The sequence below is a fragment of the Streptomyces sp. NPDC028928 genome (genome assembly GCF_055564915.1).
The window spans coordinates 1-19014 of record NZ_JBVHVI010000026.1; the positions used below are offsets into that span (position 1 = coordinate 1).

A 19014-nucleotide genomic window follows, 5' to 3' on the forward strand; every position below is an offset into this window, starting at 1 on the left:
AAACGCCCGGTTACATTCCGAACCCGGAAGCTAAGCCTCACAGCGCCGATGGTACTGCAGGGGGGACCCTGTGGGAGAGTAGGACGCCGCCGAACTCCTTTTGAAGCTCCGGCTCTTGGGCACTGCCCAGGAGCCGGAGCTTTTTTGCGTTGAGGTAAGGTCAGGGAGCATCGTTCTCTCGTTTCGCACAGGAGGCCCCCGGGTGGAGGTCCAGGAGACCCGTGTCCAGACAGACCGGGTCCTCACCATCCCCAACATCCTCAGCATGGCGCGGCTCGTCGGCGTACCCCTCTTCCTGTGGTTGATCCTCAGGCCGGAGTTCGGCGGCCCGCAGAGCGATGGCTGGGCCCTCCTCGTCCTGGCGTTGAGCGGGGTCAGCGACTATCTCGACGGCAAGCTGGCCCGGCGCTGGAATCAGATCAGCAGCCTCGGCCGGCTTCTCGACCCCGCCGCCGACCGCCTCTACGTGCTTTCCACACTGGTCGGCCTGACCTGGCGGGAGATCCTGCCGATCTGGTTGACCGGTCTGCTGCTCGCGCGAGAACTGGTTCTCCTGGTGATGGTGGGCATCCTTCGCCGGCACGGGTATCCGCCGCCGCAGGTGAACTTCCTGGGGAAGGCCGCTACGTTCAACTTGATGTACGCCTTCCCGCTCCTGCTCCTCAGTGACGGAAGTGGTTGGATCGCGTCACTGGCTGCCATTTTCGGATGGGCGTTCGCCGGATGGGGTACAACCCTCTACTGGTGGGCAGGAGTGCTCTACGTGGTACAGGTCCGCCGATTGGTTCGGGCGGACACCATGGCCGATTGAGCTCGGCGATTGTCCGTACCCAACGCCTCGATGGCCCGCGGTGGAAAAGTGCGGGACAATCTGGACGGGTGAAGTCGGCTAGACCGTCGTCTCTTGGAGGAGGACGCTTCCGACATGAAGGCCGTCGTGATGGCCGGGGGCGAAGGCACACGCCTGCGCCCCATGACCTCTAGCATGCCCAAGCCGCTCCTGCCCGTGGCGAATCGCCCGATCATGGAGCATGTGCTACGGCTGCTCAAAAGGCACGGGCTCACCGAGACCGTCGTCACCGTGCAGTTCCTGGCATCGCTCGTCAAGAACTACTTCGGTGACGGCGAAGAACTCGGGATGGAGCTCACATACGCCAATGAGGAGAAGCCACTCGGTACCGCCGGAAGCGTCAAGAACGCCGAGGAGGCGTTGAAGGACGATGCCTTCCTTGTCATTTCCGGCGATGCCCTGACCGACTTCGACCTCACCGAGCTGATCAATTTCCACAAGGAGAAGGGCGCGCTGGTCACGGTCTGTCTGACCCGTGTGCCCAATCCGCTGGAGTTCGGCATCACCATCGTCGACGAGGAAGGCAAGGTCGAACGCTTCCTGGAGAAGCCGACCTGGGGGCAGGTCTTCTCCGACACGGTCAACACGGGCATCTACGTCATGGAGCCCGAGGTCTTCAACTACGTCGAAGCCGATGTGCCCGTCGACTGGTCCGGCGATGTCTTCCCGCAGCTGATGAAGGAAGGCAAGCCGATCTACGGCTACGTCGCCGAGGGCTACTGGGAGGACGTCGGCACGCACGAGAGCTATGTGAAGGCCCAGGCGGACGTCCTCGAAGGCAAGGTCAACGTCGACATCGACGGCTTCGAGATCTCCCCGGGTGTGTGGGTGGCCGAAGGGGCCGAGGTGCACCCCGACGCCGTACTGCGCGGGCCGCTGTACATCGGCGACTACGCGAAGGTCGAGGCCGGCGCGGAGATCCGGGAGCACACCGTCGTCGGCTCCAACGTCGTCGTCAAGAGCGGTGCCTTCCTGCACAAGGCCGTCGTGCACGACAACGTGTACATCGGACAGCACAGCAATCTGCGCGGCTGTGTCGTCGGCAAGAACACCGACATCATGCGTGCCGCCCGGATCGAGGACGGCGCGGTCATCGGTGACGAGTGCCTGATCGGTGAGGAATCGATCGTTCAGGGCAATGTCCGCGTGTACCCGTTCAAGACCATCGAGGCCGGTGCCTTCGTCAACACCTCGGTGATCTGGGAGTCCCGGGGCCAGGCGCATCTGTTCGGCGCCCGGGGTGTCTCCGGCATCCTGAACGTGGAGATCACGCCCGAGCTGGCGGTGCGGCTCGCGGGCGCCTATGCGACGACCCTGAAGAAGGGTTCCACCGTCACCACGGCCCGCGACCACTCCCGGGGTGCCCGGGCGCTCAAGCGGGCAGTGATCTCCGCGCTCCAGGCCAGCGCCATCGACGTACGCGACCTGGAGAACGTGCCGCTGCCCGTGGCCCGGCAGCAGACCGCGCGGGGCAGTGCCGGCGGCATCATGATCCGGACCTCGCCGGGCGTCCCGGACTCGGTCGACATCATGTTCTTCGACGGTCAGGGCGCGGACCTCTCGCAGGGCAGCCAGCGCAAGCTGGACCGGGTCTTCGCGCGCCAGGAGTACCGGCGGGCGTTCCCCGGTGAGATCGGTGACCTGTACTTCCCGGCGAGCGTCTTCGACTCGTACACCGGATCGCTGCTGCGGAACGTCGACACGACCGGGATAGCCGAGGCGGGTCTCAAGGTTGTCGTGGACGCTTCGAACGGCAGTGCCGGACTGGTGCTGCCCAGCCTGCTCGGCAAGCTCGGTGTGGACTCGCTGACCATCAACCCCGGTCTGGACGAGTCCCGGCCCACGGAGACGGCCGAGATGCGGCGGAAGGGGCTGGTGCGGCTCGGGGAGATAGTGGCGTCCTCGGGTGCCGCGTTCGGTGTGCGGTTCGACCCGGTCGGCGAGCGGCTGTCGCTCGTGGACGAGAAGGGCCGGATCATCGAGGACGACCGGGCGCTGCTGGTCATGCTGGACCTGGTGGCCGCCGAGCGGCGCAGCGGGCGGGTGGCGCTGCCCGTCACCACGACCCGGATCGCCGAGCAGGTGGCCGCCTACCACGGCACCCAGGTCGAGTGGACCACCACCTCGCCCGACGACCTCACGCGCGTGGGGCGCGAGGAAGGGACCATCTTCGGCGGTGATGGCAAGGGCGGGTTCATCGTCCCCGAGTTCAGTGGTGTCTACGACGGCACCGCCGCCTTCGTGCGGCTCATCGGGCTGGTGGCGCGGACGCAGCTCACGCTGAGCCAGATCGATGCCCGGATCCCGCGGGCGCATGTCCTCAAGCGGGACCTGGCGACGCCGTGGGCCGTCAAGGGTCTGGTGATGCGGCGGGTGGTCGAGGCCGCTGGGGATCGCTTTGTCGACACGACCGACGGTGTGCGGGTCGTGGAGACCGACGGGCGCTGGGTGATGGTGCTGCCCGACCCGGCCGAGGCGGTCACGCATCTGTGGGCCGAGGGGCCCGACGACGCCTCCGCGCAGGCACTGCTGGACGAGTGGTCGGCGGTCGTGGACAGCGCCGGCCGGTAGTTCCCGGCGGCTGAGAACGGCCAAAGCCACCGCACGCGCGCGTGCCGGACAAGTGTCCCCCAAGGGGGCCTGTCCGGCACGCCGGTGGGGCCGTTCGGAGGTACTGCTCGCGACATGCGACGATGTGCGGCATGCCGCAGCAACCCCCCGTTCGGAGCAGCCCCCCGCGGGCGCAGCGCCCGGACGCCTCCATGTCGTTGATCACCAACGTCATGGACCACAGCCTGGACGACGGGTACGCCGAGGCGGCGGCCCGCAAGAAGTCCCAGGGTGAGAGCGGCCTGCCGAAGACGCTCCGGGCCAAGCTCGGCCTGGCGGCCGGTCTCGTCCTCGCGGCGCTGGTGGTGACCCTGGGGGCCGCACAGGCGCGCGTGACGGCGCCCGTCGTGGCCAAGGAGCGCCAGGAGCTGATCGACCGCATCGACAAGGAGACCGCGGACGCGGACCAGCTGGAGAACACGGTCGACACACTGCGCGACGACGTCAGCGCGCGCCAGCGGGCGGCCCTGAGGTCCAGCGGCGGCAGCGCCGAGGCGGACCTGGTCGGCCTGCTCTCGGGTGCCACCGCGGTGCACGGCCCCGGCGTCAGGCTCGTCGTGAACGACGCCAAGGAGGCGAGCGGCGGCGGGGACGGCGCCAACCCCCGGGAGACGTCGGGCTTCTCCGACACCGGCCGGGTGCGGGACCGCGACATGCAGCGCGTGGTCAACGGGCTGTGGGCCTCCGGGGCCGAGGCGATCTCCATCAACGGGCAGCGGCTGACCGCCCTGTCCGCGATCAGGGCCGCGGGTGACGCGATACTGGTCGACAACAGGCCGCTGGTGCCGCCATACACGGTGCTGGCGGTGGGGGACGGGCCGAGGTTGAGCACCAGGTTCCAGAACGGCGCCGACGGCCTGTATCTGCATGCCCTGGAGGAGAACTACGGGATCCGCGCCACCATCTCCACGGAGGGGGACGTCCGGCTGCCCGCCGCTCCCAGTGTGATCGTACGTACAGCACAGCCGAAGTCCGAGAAAACCGAGAAGGGCACATCGTGATCGCCGTACTGGGCCTCGTCGTGGGAGTCGTGGCCGGCCTGTTGGTCCGGCCCGAGGTTCCGGCGGTGGTCGAGCCTTATCTGCCGATCGCCGTCGTCGCGGCGCTGGACGCCGTCTTCGGCGGTCTGCGGGCCATGCTGGACGGCATCTTCGACGACAAGGTCTTCGTGGTGTCGTTCCTGTCGAACGTGGTCGTCGCCGCCCTCATCGTCTTCCTCGGCGACAAGTTGGGCGTGGGCGCGCAGCTGTCCACGGGCGTCGTCGTGGTCCTCGGCATCCGCATCTTCTCCAACGCCGCGGCGATCCGGCGGCACGTGTTCCGGGCGTGACACCGATGAGCGAGCAGAACGACCGCAACGGCCGGAACGAGCCGCAGGAGAACCGGCTGCGCAGGGAGCTGCCGGCCGAGGTGCCCGTGCCCGCGGCCGGGCAGCAGGCCGAGGAGCAGCCCCAGCAGCCGCTGACGGGCCGGCAGCGGCTCGTCAAGGGGCTGTGGCCGCCGCGTTTCACACGTGCCCAACTCATCGTCGCGCTGCTCCTGTTCGGCCTCGGCTTCGGCCTGGCCGTACAGGTGGCGTCCAACAGTGACACCGACAGCGCGCTGCGCGGCGCACGTCAGGAAGATCTTGTACGCATCCTCGATGAACTTGATTCGCGTACTCAGCGTCTTGAGGACGAGAAGCAGGGACTCGAAAAGCAGCGTCAGGAGCTGCAGACCAGTTCCGACCAGGCCGCCGAGGCGCGCCGGCAGACCGCCGAGAAGAAGAGGCAACTCGGCATCCTGGCGGGCACCGTGGCGGCGCAGGGTCCCGGCATCACCATGACGATCGAGGACACGAAGGGAACGGTCCAGGCGGACATGCTGCTCGACGCGATCCAGGAGTTGCGCGCGGCCGGCGCGGAGGCGATCCAGGTCAACGGGGTCCGGGTGGTCGCCGGCACCTACTTCACCGACTCCGGCAAGAGTGTGAGCGTCGACGGGAACAAGATCAACGCTCCCTATCGTTTCAAGGTCATCGGGAAGCCGCAGGACCTCGAACCGGCGCTGAACATCCCTGGAGGCGTGGTGCAGACTCTGGAGAAGGAGCAGGCCACGGTGACCGTCGAGCAGTCGGACAAGATCGTCGTGGACGCCTTGCGACAGGCGAAGCGGCCTGACTACGCTCGGTCGTCCTCCCAGTGAACCGGCGGTGCATGGGGCCCGTCCGGCAGGGGCATGAGGTTGCGGGGGGTCGGCGCACCGAAGAGGTGGTGCGTGGTGGAAACTGTCTGGTGGATACGGACGTTGTGAGAATGTCCGGCTCGGCCGGTGTAGGCAATCAGGGTTCGTCCTGCCCCACGGGCGGGTCTGTTTCGGTCAAGGGGAATCGCCCGTGAAGTTGTTTGCGAAGTTGTTCGGCAAGAGCGCGCGAGAGGGTAGCGACAACGCGACCGCTCGCCATCGCGCACAGCCTGACGCGGAGGGCCAGCGCCCGCTGTTCCGGGACCAGGTCGCTGGCCCGGGCGGTGACATTTCCGGAGGTCAGGGCGCGGCGTCTGTTGACCCTGCCCAGTCCGGCGGCATAGGTTTCGGGCAACCGTCAACCTCAGGTACGGGTGGAGGGTTTGCCTCCGGTCCGTACGCGTCCAACGCCCCGGCGGGGCAGCCGCGGCAGGAGGATCCGTCGATGTCGGTCCTGGTGTGTACGAGGTGCGGTAACCGGAATGCGGAGAACGCCCGGTTCTGCTCCAACTGTGGGGCGCCCCTGCGTCCCGGGGTGGCGCCCGAGCGGGCCTCCGAGACGACGTCCACCATCTCGATCTCCGGCCTGGAGGCCTACGACTCCGAGGCGACCGGCCAGACGCCGCTGCCGATGCTCTCCCCGGAGGCACAGGCCGCGGTGGACGCGCTGCCGGTGGGATCGGCGCTGCTGGTGGTGCGCCGCGGCCCGAACTCGGGCAGCCGCTTCCTGCTGGACAGCGACCTGACCACGGCCGGCCGCCATCCGCAGAGCGACATCTTCCTGGACGACGTGACGGTCTCCCGGCGGCACGTGGAGTTCCGGCGCTCCCCCGACGGCTCCTTCACGGTGGCCGACGTGGGCAGCCTGAACGGCACGTACGTCAACCGGGAGCGCATCGACCAGGTCGCTCTGTCGAACGGTGACGAGGTGCAGATCGGCAAGTACCGGCTGGTGTTCTACGCGAGCCGGCAGGGCATCTGACCCACCCCCGGACTGACGTCCGGGGGAACCCCCCAGGGAAGGTCCATGCTTCAAACACCGAGCGGCGGTGCCGGAAGCGGTACCGCCGCCAGGGACAGTGGGCTGATGAGCATCGGCACGGTGCTGAACGTGCTGCGCGACGAGTTCCCCGAAGTCACCATCTCCAAGATTCGCTTCCTGGAGTCGGAGGGGCTCATCGAGCCGCAGCGGACCCCGTCGGGGTACCGCAAGTTCAGCGCCGGCGACGTCGAGCGCCTCGGTCACGTCCTGCGGATGCAGCGGGACCACTATCTGCCGCTCAAGGTGATCCGGGAGCATCTGGACGCCATGGAGCGCGGTGAGGCCGTACCGCTGCCCGTGGTCGGGCGCCAGCGCACCGGGGACGACATGCCGGTGTCCGTGGAGGGTCCCACGGTGGCCCGGGTCGGCCGGGCCGAGCTGCTGGCCGCGGCGGACGTCGACGAGGGGGAGCTGGAGGAGTGGGAGTCCTACGGGCTCATCGCTCCGCTGGAGGACGGGGCGTACGACGCCGAGGCCGTCACCGTCGCCTCGCTCATCGCCGAGCTGGGCCGGTTCGGGATCGAGCCGCGCCACCTCCGGGTGATGAAGGCCGCCGCCGACCGGGAGGCGGGGCTGGTCGACCAGGTGGTGGCCCCGCTCAAGCGCCACCGCAACCCGCAGACCAGGGCGCATGCCGAGGCCCGTACGAAGGAGCTGGCGGCCCTCACGGTGAAGCTGCACGCCGCCCTGGTGCAGACCGCTCTGGGCGTGCGGCTGCCCTGAGGGCGGCGGGCCCCGGAGCGGCCGGATCGGGCACCTGTTCCCGGCCCGACTACCCAAACGTCCCGGGCACGGCCTAGGGTTGCTGTGTGAACGAGCTCGATGTCGTAGGTGTCCGGGTCGAAATGCCCTCCAACCAGCCGATCGTGCTCCTGCGCGAAGTGGGGGGCGACCGTTACCTCCCCATCTGGATCGGACCGGGGGAGGCGACGGCGATCGCCTTCGCCCAGCAGGGCATGGCCCCCGCGCGACCGCTGACCCACGACCTGTTCAAGGACGTGCTGGAGGCCGTCGGCCAGGAGCTGACCGAAGTGCGCATCACCGATCTGCGGGAAGGCGTCTTCTACGCGGAGCTGGTGTTCGCCAGTGGGGTCGAGGTCAGCGCCCGCCCCTCCGATGCCATAGCGCTTGCCCTGCGCACCGGAACGCCGATCTACGGCAGCGACACGGTGCTGGACGACGCGGGCATCGCCATTCCGGACGAGCAGGAGGACGAGGTGGAGAAGTTCCGCGAGTTCCTCGACCAGATCTCGCCCGAGGACTTCGGCACCAGCAGCCAGTGAGACCCGGTGCCGACCCGTCGGCCCCGGGGTTCCACCGGGGCGGACGGCGGCCTCGCGCGGCCCGCGCACCGGCAATTGCCTCCGGCCAGTGAGAGCGTCCTACGGCCCCCCGCCAGCGCATTCGGCTAGCCTTTCCCCGCGGTGGGACACGGGAAACCACTCCTAGGGTGATTATCACTCGGCGTGCCGAGTGTGGCGATCGTTGACGCACCCCTGGTGACTGCCTACCGTCGAGAAGGCAGGTCAAGGACGGAGGTCGGCGTGAGAACCAGCGGCGACGGTACGGCTGGGGGTGCCCCCGGACGCAGTTTCGGGGAGAGCGGTCCGTACCCGCCCCCGAGCCCGCGGCTGCGCTCAGGCGGGGGACACCCCCATCCCGGCAGCGCGGTCGATCACGCTCCGCAGCTGCCGACGGCGGTGCCGAACGGCGGAGGGGTGGCGGCCATGACGTCCGAGCAGATCGGTTACCGGGGGCCCACGGCCTGTGCGGCGGCCGGCATCACCTACCGGCAGCTCGACTACTGGGCCCGCACCGGCCTGGTCGAGCCCAGCGTGCGGCCCGCGTACGGGTCGGGCACCCAGCGGCTGTACAGCTTCCGGGACGTCGTCGTCCTGAAGATCGTGAAGCGGTTCCTGGACACCGGGGTGTCGCTGCAGAACATCCGCACGGCCGTCCAGCACCTCAGGGAACGCGGTTTCCGCGACCTGGAGCGGATGACCCTGATGAGCGACGGCGCCACCGTGTACGAGTGCACCTCGCCGGACGAGGTCCACGCCCTGCTCCAGGGGGGTCAGGGCATCTTCGGGATCGCCGTCGGCGTGGTGTGGCGGGACGTGGAAAGCGCCCTCTCCCAGCTGCACGGCGAGCGCATCGACACCGGCGAGACCCTCGTCGGGCACAACCCCGCGGACGAGCTGGCGCGGCGCCGCAACCGGGCGGTCTGACCGCCGGGGCACCTGTCGGGCGCTCCGGCACCACCGCATTGTCAGTGCCGTGGTGCAGCATCGGAGATGTGAGAAACGCGCCCACGATCCTGCATCTCGACATGGATGCCTTCTTCGCCTCGGTGGAGCAGGCGTCCAAGCCGAGCCTGCGCGGGAAGGCGGTCGTCGTGGGCGGGCTCGGGCCGCGCGGGGTGGTGGCCACCGCGTCGTACGAGGCACGGGTGTTCGGGGTGCACTCGGCGATGCCGATGGCCCAGGCGCGCCGGCTGGCACCCAACGCCGCCTATCTGGTGCCGCGCTTCACCCTGTACCGGGCGATCAGCGAGCAGGTGATGGCGCTGCTGCGGGAGCTGTCACCGCTGGTGGAGCCGCTGAGTCTGGACGAGGCGTTCGTGGACCTGGAGGCCGGGGGAGCGGCCTGGGACGAGGAGTCGGCGCGGCGGGCCGGGGAGAAGCTGCGCGCGGACATCCGGGCGGTCACCGGGCTCACCGGATCGGTGGGGCTCGCCGCTTCGAAGATGCTCGCGAAGATCGCCTCGGAGCAGGCCAAGCCGGACGGCCTGGTGCTGATCGAGCCGGGCACCGAGCGGGCGCTGCTGGCGCCGATGCCGGTGCGCACCCTGCCGGGGGTCGGGCCGGCCACCGGCGACCATCTGCGCAGAGCCGGGATCACCACGGTGGAGGAGCTGGCGGAGGCCGGCGAGGACGAGCTGGTCCGGCTGCTCGGCAAGGCGCACGGGCACGCGCTGTACGCCATGGCCCTGGCCCGGGACGAGCGGCCCGTGGTGGCCGAGCGGGAGACGAAGTCGGTGTCCGTGGAGGACACGTACGACGTGGACATCCACGACCGGCTGCGGGTCGGCCTGGAGGTGCAGCGGCTGGCCGACCGGTGCGTACGGCGGCTGCGCGAGGCCGGGCTGTCCGGGCGGACCATCGTGCTGAAGGTACGGCGGTACGACTTCTCCACGCTGACCCGCTCCGAGACGCTCAGGGGGCCCACGGACGACCCGGCGGTGATCCGTGAGGCGGCGGCGCGGCTGCTGGACTCGGTGGACACCACGGGCGGGGTGCGGCTGCTCGGGGTGGGGGTGTCCGGGCTCGCCGACTACACGCAGGAGGACCTGTTCGCGCAGGCCCTGCCCTCGCGGGCGGCGGAGGCGCCGCAGGAGGCTGTCGCGGAGGCCGTCGTGGAGCGGGTGGAGCCGGCCGAGCGGCAGTGGCGTGCCGGGCAGGACGTGCGGCACGCCGAGTACGGGCACGGGTGGGTGCAGGGGAGCGGGCTGGGGCGGGTGACCGTGCGGTTCGAGACGCCTCAGTCCGAGCCGGGCCGGGTGCGGACGTTCTTCGTGGACGATCCTGCGCTGGAGGGTGCTGACCCGTTGCCGTTGGTTTTGGATTCCGCTCCGCAGGGGGCCCCGGGAGACCTTGCGGCTCAGGTCTCCTCCGAGCCCGCCAGTTTGCCGAAGTCGTGGTCCGGGACCGTGGGTGGTGAGGCCACGTCCAGGCCGTAGTGGTGGTAGAGCTGGAGTTCCTGCTCGGGGGAGAGATGGCGGCCGACTCCGAAGTCGGGGGCGTCCTTGATCAGGGCGCGGTCGAAAGGGACGTGCAGGGTGCCGTCGACCAGTTCGCTGGGCTCCAGGGGCACGAAGGCGTCCCGGGAGAACAGGCCGGTGCGTATGGCCGCCCACTCGGGCACACCGGTGGCGTCGTCCAGGTACACCTCGTCAATGGTGCCGATCTTGGTGCCATTGCGGTCGAACGCCTTGCGGCCGATCAGGTTGCGCGGATCGATATCGGTCTGCACGGGCCCTCTCCCTCCACGTGGTCGCAACTCATCCGTAAGCACTACAAAAGAGCACAATCAGGGAGGCGGCCACTCGAAGCCTCCGGCGTTGACCTCGCTGGTACGCTGACAGCGGCTGCTGACCCCGTGCGGGAGAGTCCTCCGACCACGTCGGAGGCGCCGAAGGAGCAAATCCTCCCCGGAATCTCTCAGGCCCACGTACCGCACGGACGAGGTCACTCTGGAAAGCAGGGCGGATGTCGACGGCTTCCGCCCTCACCGACGGTGAAAGCCGGCGCCCCCGGGCGCCCGGTGAAGCTCTCAGGTTGAGATGACAGAGGGGGAGGCCGTCGGGGTATCCGTACCGGGGTGCCCCTCGAAGGTCGCGTCAGACCCAGGAGGCCTCCGCAATGACCGCCCATCGCACTCCGCTCTCCGAGCTCGAAGCGGGCATCCCGTTCGAGCAGCGTCACATCGGCCCCGACCACGAGGCGCGGGCCAAGATGCTCGCGCAGGTCGGGTACGGCTCGCTCGACGAGCTGACCGCCGCCGCGGTCCCGGATGTGATCAAGAACGCCGATGCCCTGGACCTGCCGGGCGCCCGCACCGAGGCCGAGGTGCTCGCCGAGCTGCGCTCGCTCGCCGACCGTAACCAGGTCCTCGGTTCCATGATCGGCCTGGGCTACTACGGCACCTTCACGCCGCCCGTCATCCTGCGCAACGTCATGGAGAACCCGGCCTGGTACACGGCCTACACGCCCTACCAGCCGGAGATCTCCCAGGGCCGCCTGGAGGCCCTGCTGAACTTCCAGACGATGGTCGCCGAACTCACCGGCCTGCCCACCTCCGGCGCCTCCCTCCTGGACGAGGGCACCGCGGCCGCCGAGGCGATGGCGCTGTCCCGGCGCATGGGCAAGAACAAGAAGGGCCTGTTCCTGGTCGACGCGGACGCGCTGCCGCAGACCGTCGCCGTGATCGAGACCCGTGCCGAGCCGACCGGTGTCGAGGTCGTCGTCGCCGACCTCAGCGAGGGCATCCCGGCGGAGATCGCCGAGCGCGAGATCAACGGCGTGCTGATCCAGTACCCGGGCGCCTCCGGTGCCGTACGCGACATCAAGCCGGTCATCGACCAGGCGCACGAGCTGGGCGCCCTCGTCACCGTCGCCGCCGACCTGCTCGCGCTGACCCTGCTGACCTCGCCGGGCGAGCTGGGCGCGGACATCGCCGTCGGCACGACCCAGCGCTTCGGTGTGCCGATGGGCTTCGGCGGACCGCACGCCGGCTACATGGCCGTACACGAGAAGTTCGCCCGCAGCCTCCCCGGCCGCCTCGTCGGTGTGTCCGTCGACGCCGACGGCCACAAGGCCTACCGGCTCGCGCTGCAGACCCGTGAGCAGCACATCCGCCGGGAGAAGGCCACCAGCAACATCTGCACCGCGCAGGTGCTGCTCGCCGTGATGGCCGGCATGTACGCCGTCTACCACGGTCCCGAGGGCCTGAAGACCATCGCGCGGCGCACGCACCGCTACGCCACGATCCTCGCCGAGGGCCTGAAGGCCGGTGGTGTGGAGATCGTCCACGGCGCCTACTTCGACACCGTCACCGCACGCGTGCCCGGCAAGGCGGCCGAGGTCGTCGCCGCCGCCCGGGAGATCGGCGTCAACCTGCGTCTCGTGGACGCCGACCACGTCTCGGCCGCCTGCGACGAGACCACCAACCGGGCTCAGCTGGACGCCGTCTTCGCCGCCTTCGGTGTCGAGGGCGACATCGAGGCGCTGGACGCCACCGCCGAGGACACCCTGCCCGAGGCGCTGCTGCGCACCGACGACTACCTCGCCCACCCGGTCTTCCACCAGTACCGCTCCGAGACCGCGATGCTGCGCTACCTGCGCAAGCTGGCCGACCGCGACTACGCGCTGGACCGCGGCATGATCCCGCTGGGCTCCTGCACCATGAAGCTCAACGCGACCACGGAGATGGAGCCGGTCACCTGGCCGGAGTTCGGGCAGCTGCACCCCTTCGCGCCCGCCGAGCAGGCCGAGGGCTACCTCACGCTCATCCGCGAGCTGGAGGAACGTCTCGCCGAGGTCACCGGCTACGACAAGGTCTCGCTCCAGCCGAACGCCGGTTCGCAGGGCGAGCTGGCCGGTCTGCTCGCCGTACGCGGCTACCACCGGGCCAACGGCGACGAGCAGCGCACGGTCTGCCTGATCCCGTCCTCCGCGCACGGTACCAACGCCGCCAGCGCCGTGATGGCGGGCATGAAGGTCGTCGTCGTCAAGACCGCCGAGGACGGCGAGATCGACGTCGCGGACCTGCGGGCGAAGATCGAGCAGTACCGCGACGAGCTGGCGGTGCTGATGATCACCTACCCGTCGACGCACGGTGTGTTCGAGGAGCACGTCGCCGACATCTGCGCCCAGGTCCACGAGGCGGGCGGCCAGGTGTACGTCGACGGCGCCAACCTCAACGCCCTGGTCGGGCTGGCCAAGCCGGGCCACTTCGGCGGTGACGTCTCCCACCTGAACCTGCACAAGACCTTCTGCATCCCGCACGGCGGCGGCGGCCCCGGTGTCGGTCCGGTCGCGGTCCGCTCGCACCTGGCGCCGTACCTGCCGAACCACCCGCTCCAGCCGGAGGCCGGCCCGGAGACGGGCGTGGGCCCGATCTCGGCGGCCCCCTGGGGCAGCGCGGGCATCCTGCCGATCTCGTGGGCGTACGTCCGTCTGATGGGCGGCGAGGGCCTGAAGCGGGCCACGCAGGTGGCCGTGCTCTCCGCGAACTACATCGCCAAGCGCCTGGAGCCGCACTACCCGGTGCTCTACACCGGCCCCGGCGGCCTCGTCGCGCACGAGTGCATCATCGATCTGCGCCCGCTGACCAAGGCGACCGGCGTGAGCGTGGACGATGTGGCCAAGCGCCTGATCGACTACGGCTTCCACGCGCCGACCATGTCCTTCCCGGTGGCCGGCACGCTGATGATCGAGCCGACCGAGTCGGAGGACCTGACCGAGCTGGACCGTTTCTGCGAGGCGATGATCGCCATCCGCGCGGAGATCGAGAAGGTCGGCTCCGGCGAGTGGCCCGCCGAGGACAACCCGCTGCGGAACGCCCCGCACACCGCCGCCGCGCTCGGCGGTGAGTGGACGCACGCCTACAGTCGCGAGGAGGCCGTCTTCCCGGCCGGTGTCTCGGCCGCCGACAAGTACTGGCCGCCGGTGCGCCGCATCGACCAGGCCTTCGGCGACCGCAACCTGGTGTGCTCCTGCCCGCCGCTGGACGCGTACGAGGGCTGAGCGAGCGGTGGTTTCCAGGGCCCCGTCCGGAGTTCCGGGCGGGGCCCTCGCCGTGTCGGGAGTCGGGCGTCGGATCAGGTCGCCAGGCGTCCGGCCGTCAGGCGGTCAGGCCGTGGCCAGGGCCACCTCGGTCGACTTGATGAGGGCGATGACCGGGGTGCCCTCGGAGAGGTCAAGGTCGGCGGCGGACTCCTGGGTGATGGCCGAGGTCAGATGGCCGCCCTCGATGCCGATCCGCACGGTGGCCATGGCACCGCCGGTGGTCAGGTGGGTGACGGTGCCGGGCAGCTGGTTGCGGATGGAGACACGGTGGACCGGGGCGGTGGCCAGGGACACCTCGGTGGACTTCACCAGGGCACGGACCGTGGCGCCCTCGGACAGGGCGAGTTCCCGGGCGGCTTCCAGGGTGATGGCCGCGGTGAGGTCCTGGCCGCCGGTCAGACGGATCTTCACGGTGGCCATGACCTCGCCGAAGTGCACCTCGGTGACGGTGCCGGGGAGCTGGTTGCGGATGCTCAGGGTCATGGGCACCCACCGTAGAGCGCCGGTCCGCTCAGGCCGGGTATGCGTGGGTCTGCGTCGCCTTGACCGTCGCCCAGACCGATGCACCCGGGTGCAGGTCCAGCTCCGCGGCGGCGGCGGTCGTCAGGTCCGCCGCGAGCGGCAGCTCGCCGGTGAGGTCGGCACGGATCTGGTCACCGTGCGTCTCCAGTCCGGCTACCTCGCAGCGCCACAGGTTGCGGGCGCTGGCGCCGGAGGGCCGGTCCCGGAACAGGGTGACGGCGGACGGCGGGAACGCCACGAAGACCGGACCGGACAGCTCCTCCGTGGTCGTGATCGCGGGCCCGGCATCGAGCCGTACGGTGTGGCCGGCGGCCTGTCCCCGGTAGAGGTTGAGGCCGACGAGCTGGGCGATGTAGTCCGTGCGCGGGTGGCGGGCGATGTCGGCGGGGGTGCCCTGCTGTACGACCCGCCCGTGCTCGATGACCACCAGCCGGTCCGCGAGCACCATCGCGTCCAGCGGGTCGTGGGTGACCAGGACCGAGACCGCCTCGAACGCGGCCAGGTGACGGCGGAGCTGGGCGCGGACCTCCAGGCGGGTACGGGCGTCCAGAGCCGCCAGCGGCTCGTCCAGGAGCAGCAGCCGGGGGTGGGTGGCCAGGGCGCGGGCGAGGGCGACGCGCTGGGCCTGGCCGCCGGAGAGGCGGCGGGGCTTGGCGCCGGCGTGTTCGGCGAGGCCCATACGGTCCAGCCAGGCCGCTGCCCGGGAGCGGGCCTCCACCTTGCCCGCGCCCCGGCAGCGGGGGCCGAAGGCGACGTTGTCCAGGGCGGACAGGTGGGGGAAGAGGAGGTAGTCCTGGAAGACGACGCCGACCGGGCGGGACTCCGGGGGAGTGTCCGTCAGCGGGGTGCCGTCCAGGTGCAGGTGGCCGGCCGTGAGCGGAGTGAGGCCGGCGAGGGCGCGAAGGGCGGTGGTCTTGCCGGCGCCGTTGGGGCCCAGGAGTGCGAGGACGTCGCCTGGGGTGGCGGTCAGGGTCACGTCCAGGCGGAAGGTGCCTCTGTCGACGATCAGGTGGGCGTCGAGGCCGGGGGGCGCGGTGTTGTCCGGGGGTGTGGGGTGGGGGGTCGTCATGATGTCGTCATCCAGCGGTCCCTGAGGCCTGCCAGGACCGCGATCGATACGGCCAGCAGGACCAGGCTGAGGGCGATGGCGGCCTCGGGGTCGTTCTGGAGGGCGAGGTAGACCGCGAGGGGCATGGTCTGGGTGCGGCCGGGGAAGTTGCCCGCGAAGGTGATCGTCGCGCCGAACTCGCCGAGTGCCCGGGCCCAGGCCAGGACCGCGCCGGCCGCGATGCCGGGGGCGATGAGGGGCAGGGTGACCCGGCGGAAAGCGGTGAAGCGGGAGGCGCCCAGCGTGGTCGCCGCCTCCTCGTAGCGCGGGTCGGCGGCGCGCAGGGTGCCCTCGACGCTGATGACCAGGAAGGGCATGGCGACGAACGTCTCCGCGATCACCACACCCGTCGTCGTGAACGGCAGGGTGATCCCGAACCAGGAGTCGAGCCACTTGCCGATGACGCCGTTGCGGCCCAGGGCGAGGAGCAGGGCCACACCGCCGACGACCGGCGGGAGCACCAGCGGCAGGGTGACCAGGGCGCGTACGAGGCCGCGGCCCGGGAAGTCCGTACGGGCCAGCAGCCAGGCCAGCGGTACGCCGAGGACGAGGCTGACGGCGGTCGCCGCGGTCGCGCTGACCAGGGACAGCTGGAGCGCCTGCCACACCTCGGCGCTGGTCAGCCGGCCCGGAAGGCTGCGCCAGGGGGCGCGGACCAGCAGCGCGAGCAGCGGCAGCAGCAGCAACGCCAGGGCGAGCACGCCCGGCAGCAGCAGCGGCAACGGCACCCCGCGCCGGCCCCCCGTGCCGGCCCGGCCCCCCGCGCCCGCGCGGCGCCACGGCCGGCCCGTGCGGGGACCGGTCGCGGCGCCGGGCTTGTCGAGGGAGGTCACGGCTTGAGGAACCCGGCCTCGCCCAGCACCTTCTGGCCCTCGGCGGAGCGCACCAGGGCGATGAACGCCTTGGCGGTCCCGGCGTTCGGCGCGTCCTTCAGCAGCGCGATCGGGTAGTCGTTGATCGTGTCGGCGGACTCGGGGAACTCCACGCCCTCCACCCTGCCACCCGCGGCCTTCACATCGGTCTTGTAGACGACCGCGGCGTCCGCCTCCTTCAGCTCCACCTTGTTCAGCGCCGCCTTGACGTCCTGCTCGTAGGAGGACGGGGTCAGCTTCAGCTCGGCGGCGTCCAGGGCCTTCTGTACGGCCGTGCCGCAGGGCACCGTCCTGTCGCACAGGACGACCTTCAGGCCGGACTTGGTGAGGTCCTTCAGGGAGGACACCTTGTGGGGGTTGCCCGGCAGGGTGGCGATCTCCAGCTGGTTGCGTACGAAGGTGGCCGGGGTGCCGGTCGCGTCGCCCTTGTCCGTCACGATCTTCATCGTCTTCGGGCTGGCGGCGGCGAAGACGTCCGCCGGGGCACCGCCGGTGATGCTGGCGGCGAGGGTGTCACTGCCGCCGAAGTTGAAGCTGACCTTGGTGCCGGGGTGTTCGTTCTCGAACTCCTTGCCCAGGGTCGTGAAGCTCTCCTTCAGGGAGGCGGCCGCGAACACGGTGACTGTTCCGGACAGCTTCGGGGAGGTGGACGTGTCCGACGAGGAGGAGCAGGCGCCGAGGGCCATCAGGGCGGCGGCTCCCGCACCGGCCGGCTTCAGTGTCCGCCGGGTCCGGCGCACGGAACGGGTCATCACGGATCTACTCCTCGGGTTCTGTCGAACACTGTCGCGCCCGTGGTACGGCCGGGTGTCGGCCGTCCGCGATGATACTGCCGCATCTGCCAGGCGGAAGTCTCCTGTTGCATCGCATGAGCTGGCAAGCCACGGTACGTGGCTCGCATGTGCGTTTGTACGGTGCTCACGTCCCGCACCGGCACGTCAGCGCGCACCGGCACGTCAGCGCGCACCGGCACGTCAGCGCTCAGGAGCGGTCGATGTGCACGTTCGTGGACTTCACGCGGGCGGTGGCCTCCATGCCGACCTCGAGGCCCAGCTCCTCCACGGCTTCCCGGGTCAGCAGGGACACGAGCCGGTGCGGGCCCGCCTGGATCTCCACCTGGGCGGCGACATCGCCGAGCTTGATCGCGGTGACGATGCCGGGGAAGGCGTTGCGGACGGAGGTGTGCGAGGCGTCCTCCTCGGCACCGCCCCCCTTGGCCAGTTCCACCGAGAACGCGGCGAGGTCCCTGCCGTCGATGAGCCGGCGCCCGGACTCGTCGCGGTGCGTGGCCACCCGGCCGGCGTCGGCCCAGCGGCGGGCGGTGTCCGGGCTGACGCCGAGCAGCCGCGCGGCCTGGCCGATCGTGTAGGACTGCATGCCGGTCACGATAGGGCCATGTGCCGGAGAGCGCGGACCTGGGGTTCGCTCCGCCTCAGCCCGTGTGGACCCGCGGCCGGCGGTCCCGGTCCGGTTCGGCCTCGCGCAGTACCTCGCGGGTGACCGGGGCGACCTCGCCCTGGCCGAAGAGGAAGAAGCGCAGGAAGTTGGCGAACGGATTGCCCTCGGTCCACTCGAAGTAGATGTGCGGGGTGCAGCCGGTGACATCACGGACGTGCAGCAGCAGCGCGGCGAGGGCGTTCGGGATGGAGGCGGACTCCAGCGTCAGCACCCGGTAGCGCTCGTGCAGCACCTCGCCGCGTACGGTCAGGCCCGCCTCGAACTCGGACGGGTCGGTGACCGTGACCTCGACGAAGACGAAGTCCTCCTGCTCGGGCATGTCGTTGTCGGCGCGGATCTGCTCGATCTTGTCGCGGTACTCGGCCTTGTCGCGCCGGTCCGGCTCGTTGGCGATGAACCGCATCTTGCGGCTGGCCATGTCCCGGATGAATCGTTCCGCCATGGGGTCGAGCGTCACGCTGGTGACGCGCAGCTCGAAGGCGCGGGCCAGCCGGGACAGCAGCGAGACCAGCATGATGCCCGCGATGAAGCAGGCACCGATCTTCACGCCGTCCGGGCGCTCGATGACGTTCACGACGGTGGTGTAGAGGAACACCGCCGAGATCACCGCGAACGCGATGGTCCAGCCGCGCTGTCCCGCCTTGCGCGCGGCGATGGTGACCGCGATGGCGGCGGAGCTGATCAGCACCAGTACACCGGTGGCGTAGGCGCCGCCCTGCTTGTCGACGTTGGCGTCGAAGATCCAGGTCACCAGGAAGGCGACGAGGGTGAAGACGATGACCATCGGGCGCACCGCCCGCGCCCAGTGCGGGGCCATGCCGTAGCGGGGCAGGTAGCGCGGCATCAGGTTGAGCTCGCGAGTGCCGTGGCCGCGGGGAGAAGGGGAGGCCGGGGGAGGTGGGCCGGGGTGGGGCCGGTGTCGGGTCGAGTGGATGAGCCTGGGTGGAGTCGGCCCGGGTGGTGGCCACCGAGCGTTACTC

At 70.3% G+C, this 19014-nt stretch carries 17 protein-coding genes, 1 rRNA gene, 1 pseudogene and 1 riboswitch; of the genes and pseudogenes, 12 read left to right on the plus strand and 7 right to left on the minus strand.

From position 1 onward, the window contains the following. From rrf to ACZ4U1_RS38940, 11 genes are all read left to right on the plus strand, one after another. A 5S ribosomal RNA gene (gene rrf, locus ACZ4U1_RS38890) occupies positions 1-95 on the plus strand; the annotation flags it as partial. Between the two features lie 107 nt (positions 96-202). Next, a complete protein-coding gene (locus tag ACZ4U1_RS38895; protein WP_467908897.1) occupies positions 203-811 on the plus strand; it encodes a CDP-alcohol phosphatidyltransferase family protein in 609 nt (202 codons plus the stop codon). Between the two features lie 114 nt (positions 812-925). Beyond that, positions 926-3421 (plus strand): sugar phosphate nucleotidyltransferase, encoded by a 2496-nt coding sequence (locus ACZ4U1_RS38900; RefSeq protein WP_467908898.1) that lies wholly within the window; start codon positions 926-928, stop codon positions 3419-3421. A gap of 131 nt (positions 3422-3552) precedes the next feature. Next, positions 3553-4461: a DUF881 domain-containing protein gene (locus tag ACZ4U1_RS38905; protein ID WP_467908899.1), complete on the plus strand. Its 909-nt coding sequence runs from the start codon at positions 3553-3555 to the stop codon at positions 4459-4461. After that, positions 4458-4790, plus strand: a complete 333-nt coding sequence (locus ACZ4U1_RS38910) for a small basic family protein (RefSeq protein ID WP_003988855.1) — start codon at positions 4458-4460, stop codon at positions 4788-4790. Before ACZ4U1_RS38905 ends, ACZ4U1_RS38910 begins: the two co-directional genes overlap by 4 nt. A 5-nt stretch (positions 4791-4795) precedes the next feature. Next, positions 4796-5644, plus strand: coding sequence for a DUF881 domain-containing protein (locus tag ACZ4U1_RS38915; RefSeq protein ID WP_467908900.1), 849 nt, complete (start codon positions 4796-4798; stop codon positions 5642-5644). A 190-nt stretch (positions 5645-5834) separates the two neighbouring features. After that, positions 5835-6665: an FHA domain-containing protein gene (locus tag ACZ4U1_RS38920; protein WP_388329114.1), complete on the plus strand. Its 831-nt coding sequence runs from the start codon at positions 5835-5837 to the stop codon at positions 6663-6665. Positions 6666-6710: 45 nt separating this feature from the next. Continuing rightward, complete coding sequence (gene ftsR / locus ACZ4U1_RS38925; RefSeq protein WP_467908901.1) at positions 6711-7448, plus strand: transcriptional regulator FtsR; 738 nt, start codon at positions 6711-6713, stop codon at positions 7446-7448. Positions 7449-7534: 86 nt separating this feature from the next. Continuing rightward, positions 7535-8008, plus strand: a complete 474-nt coding sequence (locus ACZ4U1_RS38930; protein WP_026253112.1) for a bifunctional nuclease family protein — start codon at positions 7535-7537, stop codon at positions 8006-8008. Positions 8009-8269: 261 nt separating this feature from the next. After that, positions 8270-8953, plus strand: coding sequence for a MerR family transcriptional regulator (locus ACZ4U1_RS38935; protein WP_467908902.1), 684 nt, complete (start codon positions 8270-8272; stop codon positions 8951-8953). Between the two features lie 68 nt (positions 8954-9021). Next, positions 9022-10464: a DNA polymerase IV gene (locus ACZ4U1_RS38940; RefSeq protein ID WP_467908903.1), complete on the plus strand. Its 1443-nt coding sequence runs from the start codon at positions 9022-9024 to the stop codon at positions 10462-10464. Here ACZ4U1_RS38940 and ACZ4U1_RS38945 read toward each other — a convergent pair. Beyond that, positions 10386-10757 carry a PRC-barrel domain-containing protein gene (locus ACZ4U1_RS38945; RefSeq protein WP_467908904.1) on the minus strand — a complete coding sequence of 124 codons (372 nt, stop codon included), beginning with the start codon at positions 10755-10757 and terminating at the stop codon, positions 10386-10388. The genes ACZ4U1_RS38940 and ACZ4U1_RS38945 overlap by 79 nt on opposite strands. Before the next feature lie 119 nt (positions 10758-10876). Next, positions 10877-10971, plus strand: a riboswitch (glycine riboswitch). A gap of 175 nt (positions 10972-11146) precedes the next feature. Between ACZ4U1_RS38945 and gcvP the strand changes: the two genes are divergently transcribed. After that, positions 11147-14032, plus strand: coding sequence for an aminomethyl-transferring glycine dehydrogenase (gene gcvP, locus ACZ4U1_RS38950; protein ID WP_467908905.1), 2886 nt, complete (start codon positions 11147-11149; stop codon positions 14030-14032). Positions 14033-14137: 105 nt separating this feature from the next. Here gcvP and ACZ4U1_RS38955 read toward each other — a convergent pair whose 3' ends face one another. The 6 genes and pseudogenes from ACZ4U1_RS38955 to ACZ4U1_RS38980 form a co-directional block, all read right to left on the minus strand. Next, positions 14138-14557 (minus strand): TOBE domain-containing protein, encoded by a 420-nt coding sequence (locus ACZ4U1_RS38955; RefSeq protein ID WP_467908906.1) that lies wholly within the window; start codon positions 14555-14557, stop codon positions 14138-14140. A gap of 28 nt (positions 14558-14585) precedes the next feature. Continuing rightward, complete coding sequence (locus tag ACZ4U1_RS38960) at positions 14586-15665, minus strand: ABC transporter ATP-binding protein (RefSeq protein ID WP_467908907.1); 1080 nt, start codon at positions 15663-15665, stop codon at positions 14586-14588. After that, a complete protein-coding gene (modB, locus tag ACZ4U1_RS38965) occupies positions 15662-16537 on the minus strand; it encodes a molybdate ABC transporter permease subunit (RefSeq protein ID WP_467908908.1) in 876 nt (291 codons plus the stop codon). The genes ACZ4U1_RS38960 and modB overlap by 4 nt, the downstream gene beginning before the upstream one ends. After that, positions 16534-17328, minus strand: coding sequence for a molybdate ABC transporter substrate-binding protein (modA, locus tag ACZ4U1_RS38970; protein WP_467908909.1), 795 nt, complete (start codon positions 17326-17328; stop codon positions 16534-16536). The genes modB and modA overlap by 4 nt, the downstream gene beginning before the upstream one ends. A 229-nt stretch (positions 17329-17557) precedes the next feature. Then, entirely contained in the window at positions 17558-17953 is a 396-nt protein-coding gene (locus ACZ4U1_RS38975; protein WP_467908911.1) for a TOBE domain-containing protein, read from the minus strand. 55 nt (positions 17954-18008) lie between these two features. Further along, positions 18009-18887 (minus strand): annotated as a pseudogene (locus ACZ4U1_RS38980) (amino acid transporter); the annotation flags it as partial. Between the last annotated feature and the right edge of the window lie 127 nt (positions 18888-19014).

Bases quoted from the DNA above. Each gene is read 5' to 3' on its own strand.
- ACZ4U1_RS38900 (WP_467908898.1), top strand. From the start codon at position 926: ATGAAGGCCGTCGTGATGGCCGGGGGCGAAGGCACACGCCTGCGCCCC.
- gcvP (WP_467908905.1), top strand. From the start codon at position 11,147: ATGACCGCCCATCGCACTCCGCTCTCCGAGCTCGAAGCGGGCATCCCG.
- ACZ4U1_RS38975 (WP_467908911.1), bottom strand. From the start codon at position 17,953: ATGCAGTCCTACACGATCGGCCAGGCCGCGCGGCTGCTCGGCGTCAGC.
- ACZ4U1_RS38905 (WP_467908899.1), top strand. From the start codon at position 3,553: ATGCCGCAGCAACCCCCCGTTCGGAGCAGCCCCCCGCGGGCGCAGCGC.
- ACZ4U1_RS38915 (WP_467908900.1), top strand. From the start codon at position 4,796: ATGAGCGAGCAGAACGACCGCAACGGCCGGAACGAGCCGCAGGAGAAC.
- ftsR (WP_467908901.1), top strand. From the start codon at position 6,711: ATGCTTCAAACACCGAGCGGCGGTGCCGGAAGCGGTACCGCCGCCAGG.
- ACZ4U1_RS38960 (WP_467908907.1), bottom strand. From the start codon at position 15,665: ATGACGACCCCCCACCCCACACCCCCGGACAACACCGCGCCCCCCGGC.
- modA (WP_467908909.1), bottom strand. From the start codon at position 17,328: ATGACCCGTTCCGTGCGCCGGACCCGGCGGACACTGAAGCCGGCCGGT.
- ACZ4U1_RS38955 (WP_467908906.1), bottom strand. From the start codon at position 14,557: ATGACCCTGAGCATCCGCAACCAGCTCCCCGGCACCGTCACCGAGGTG.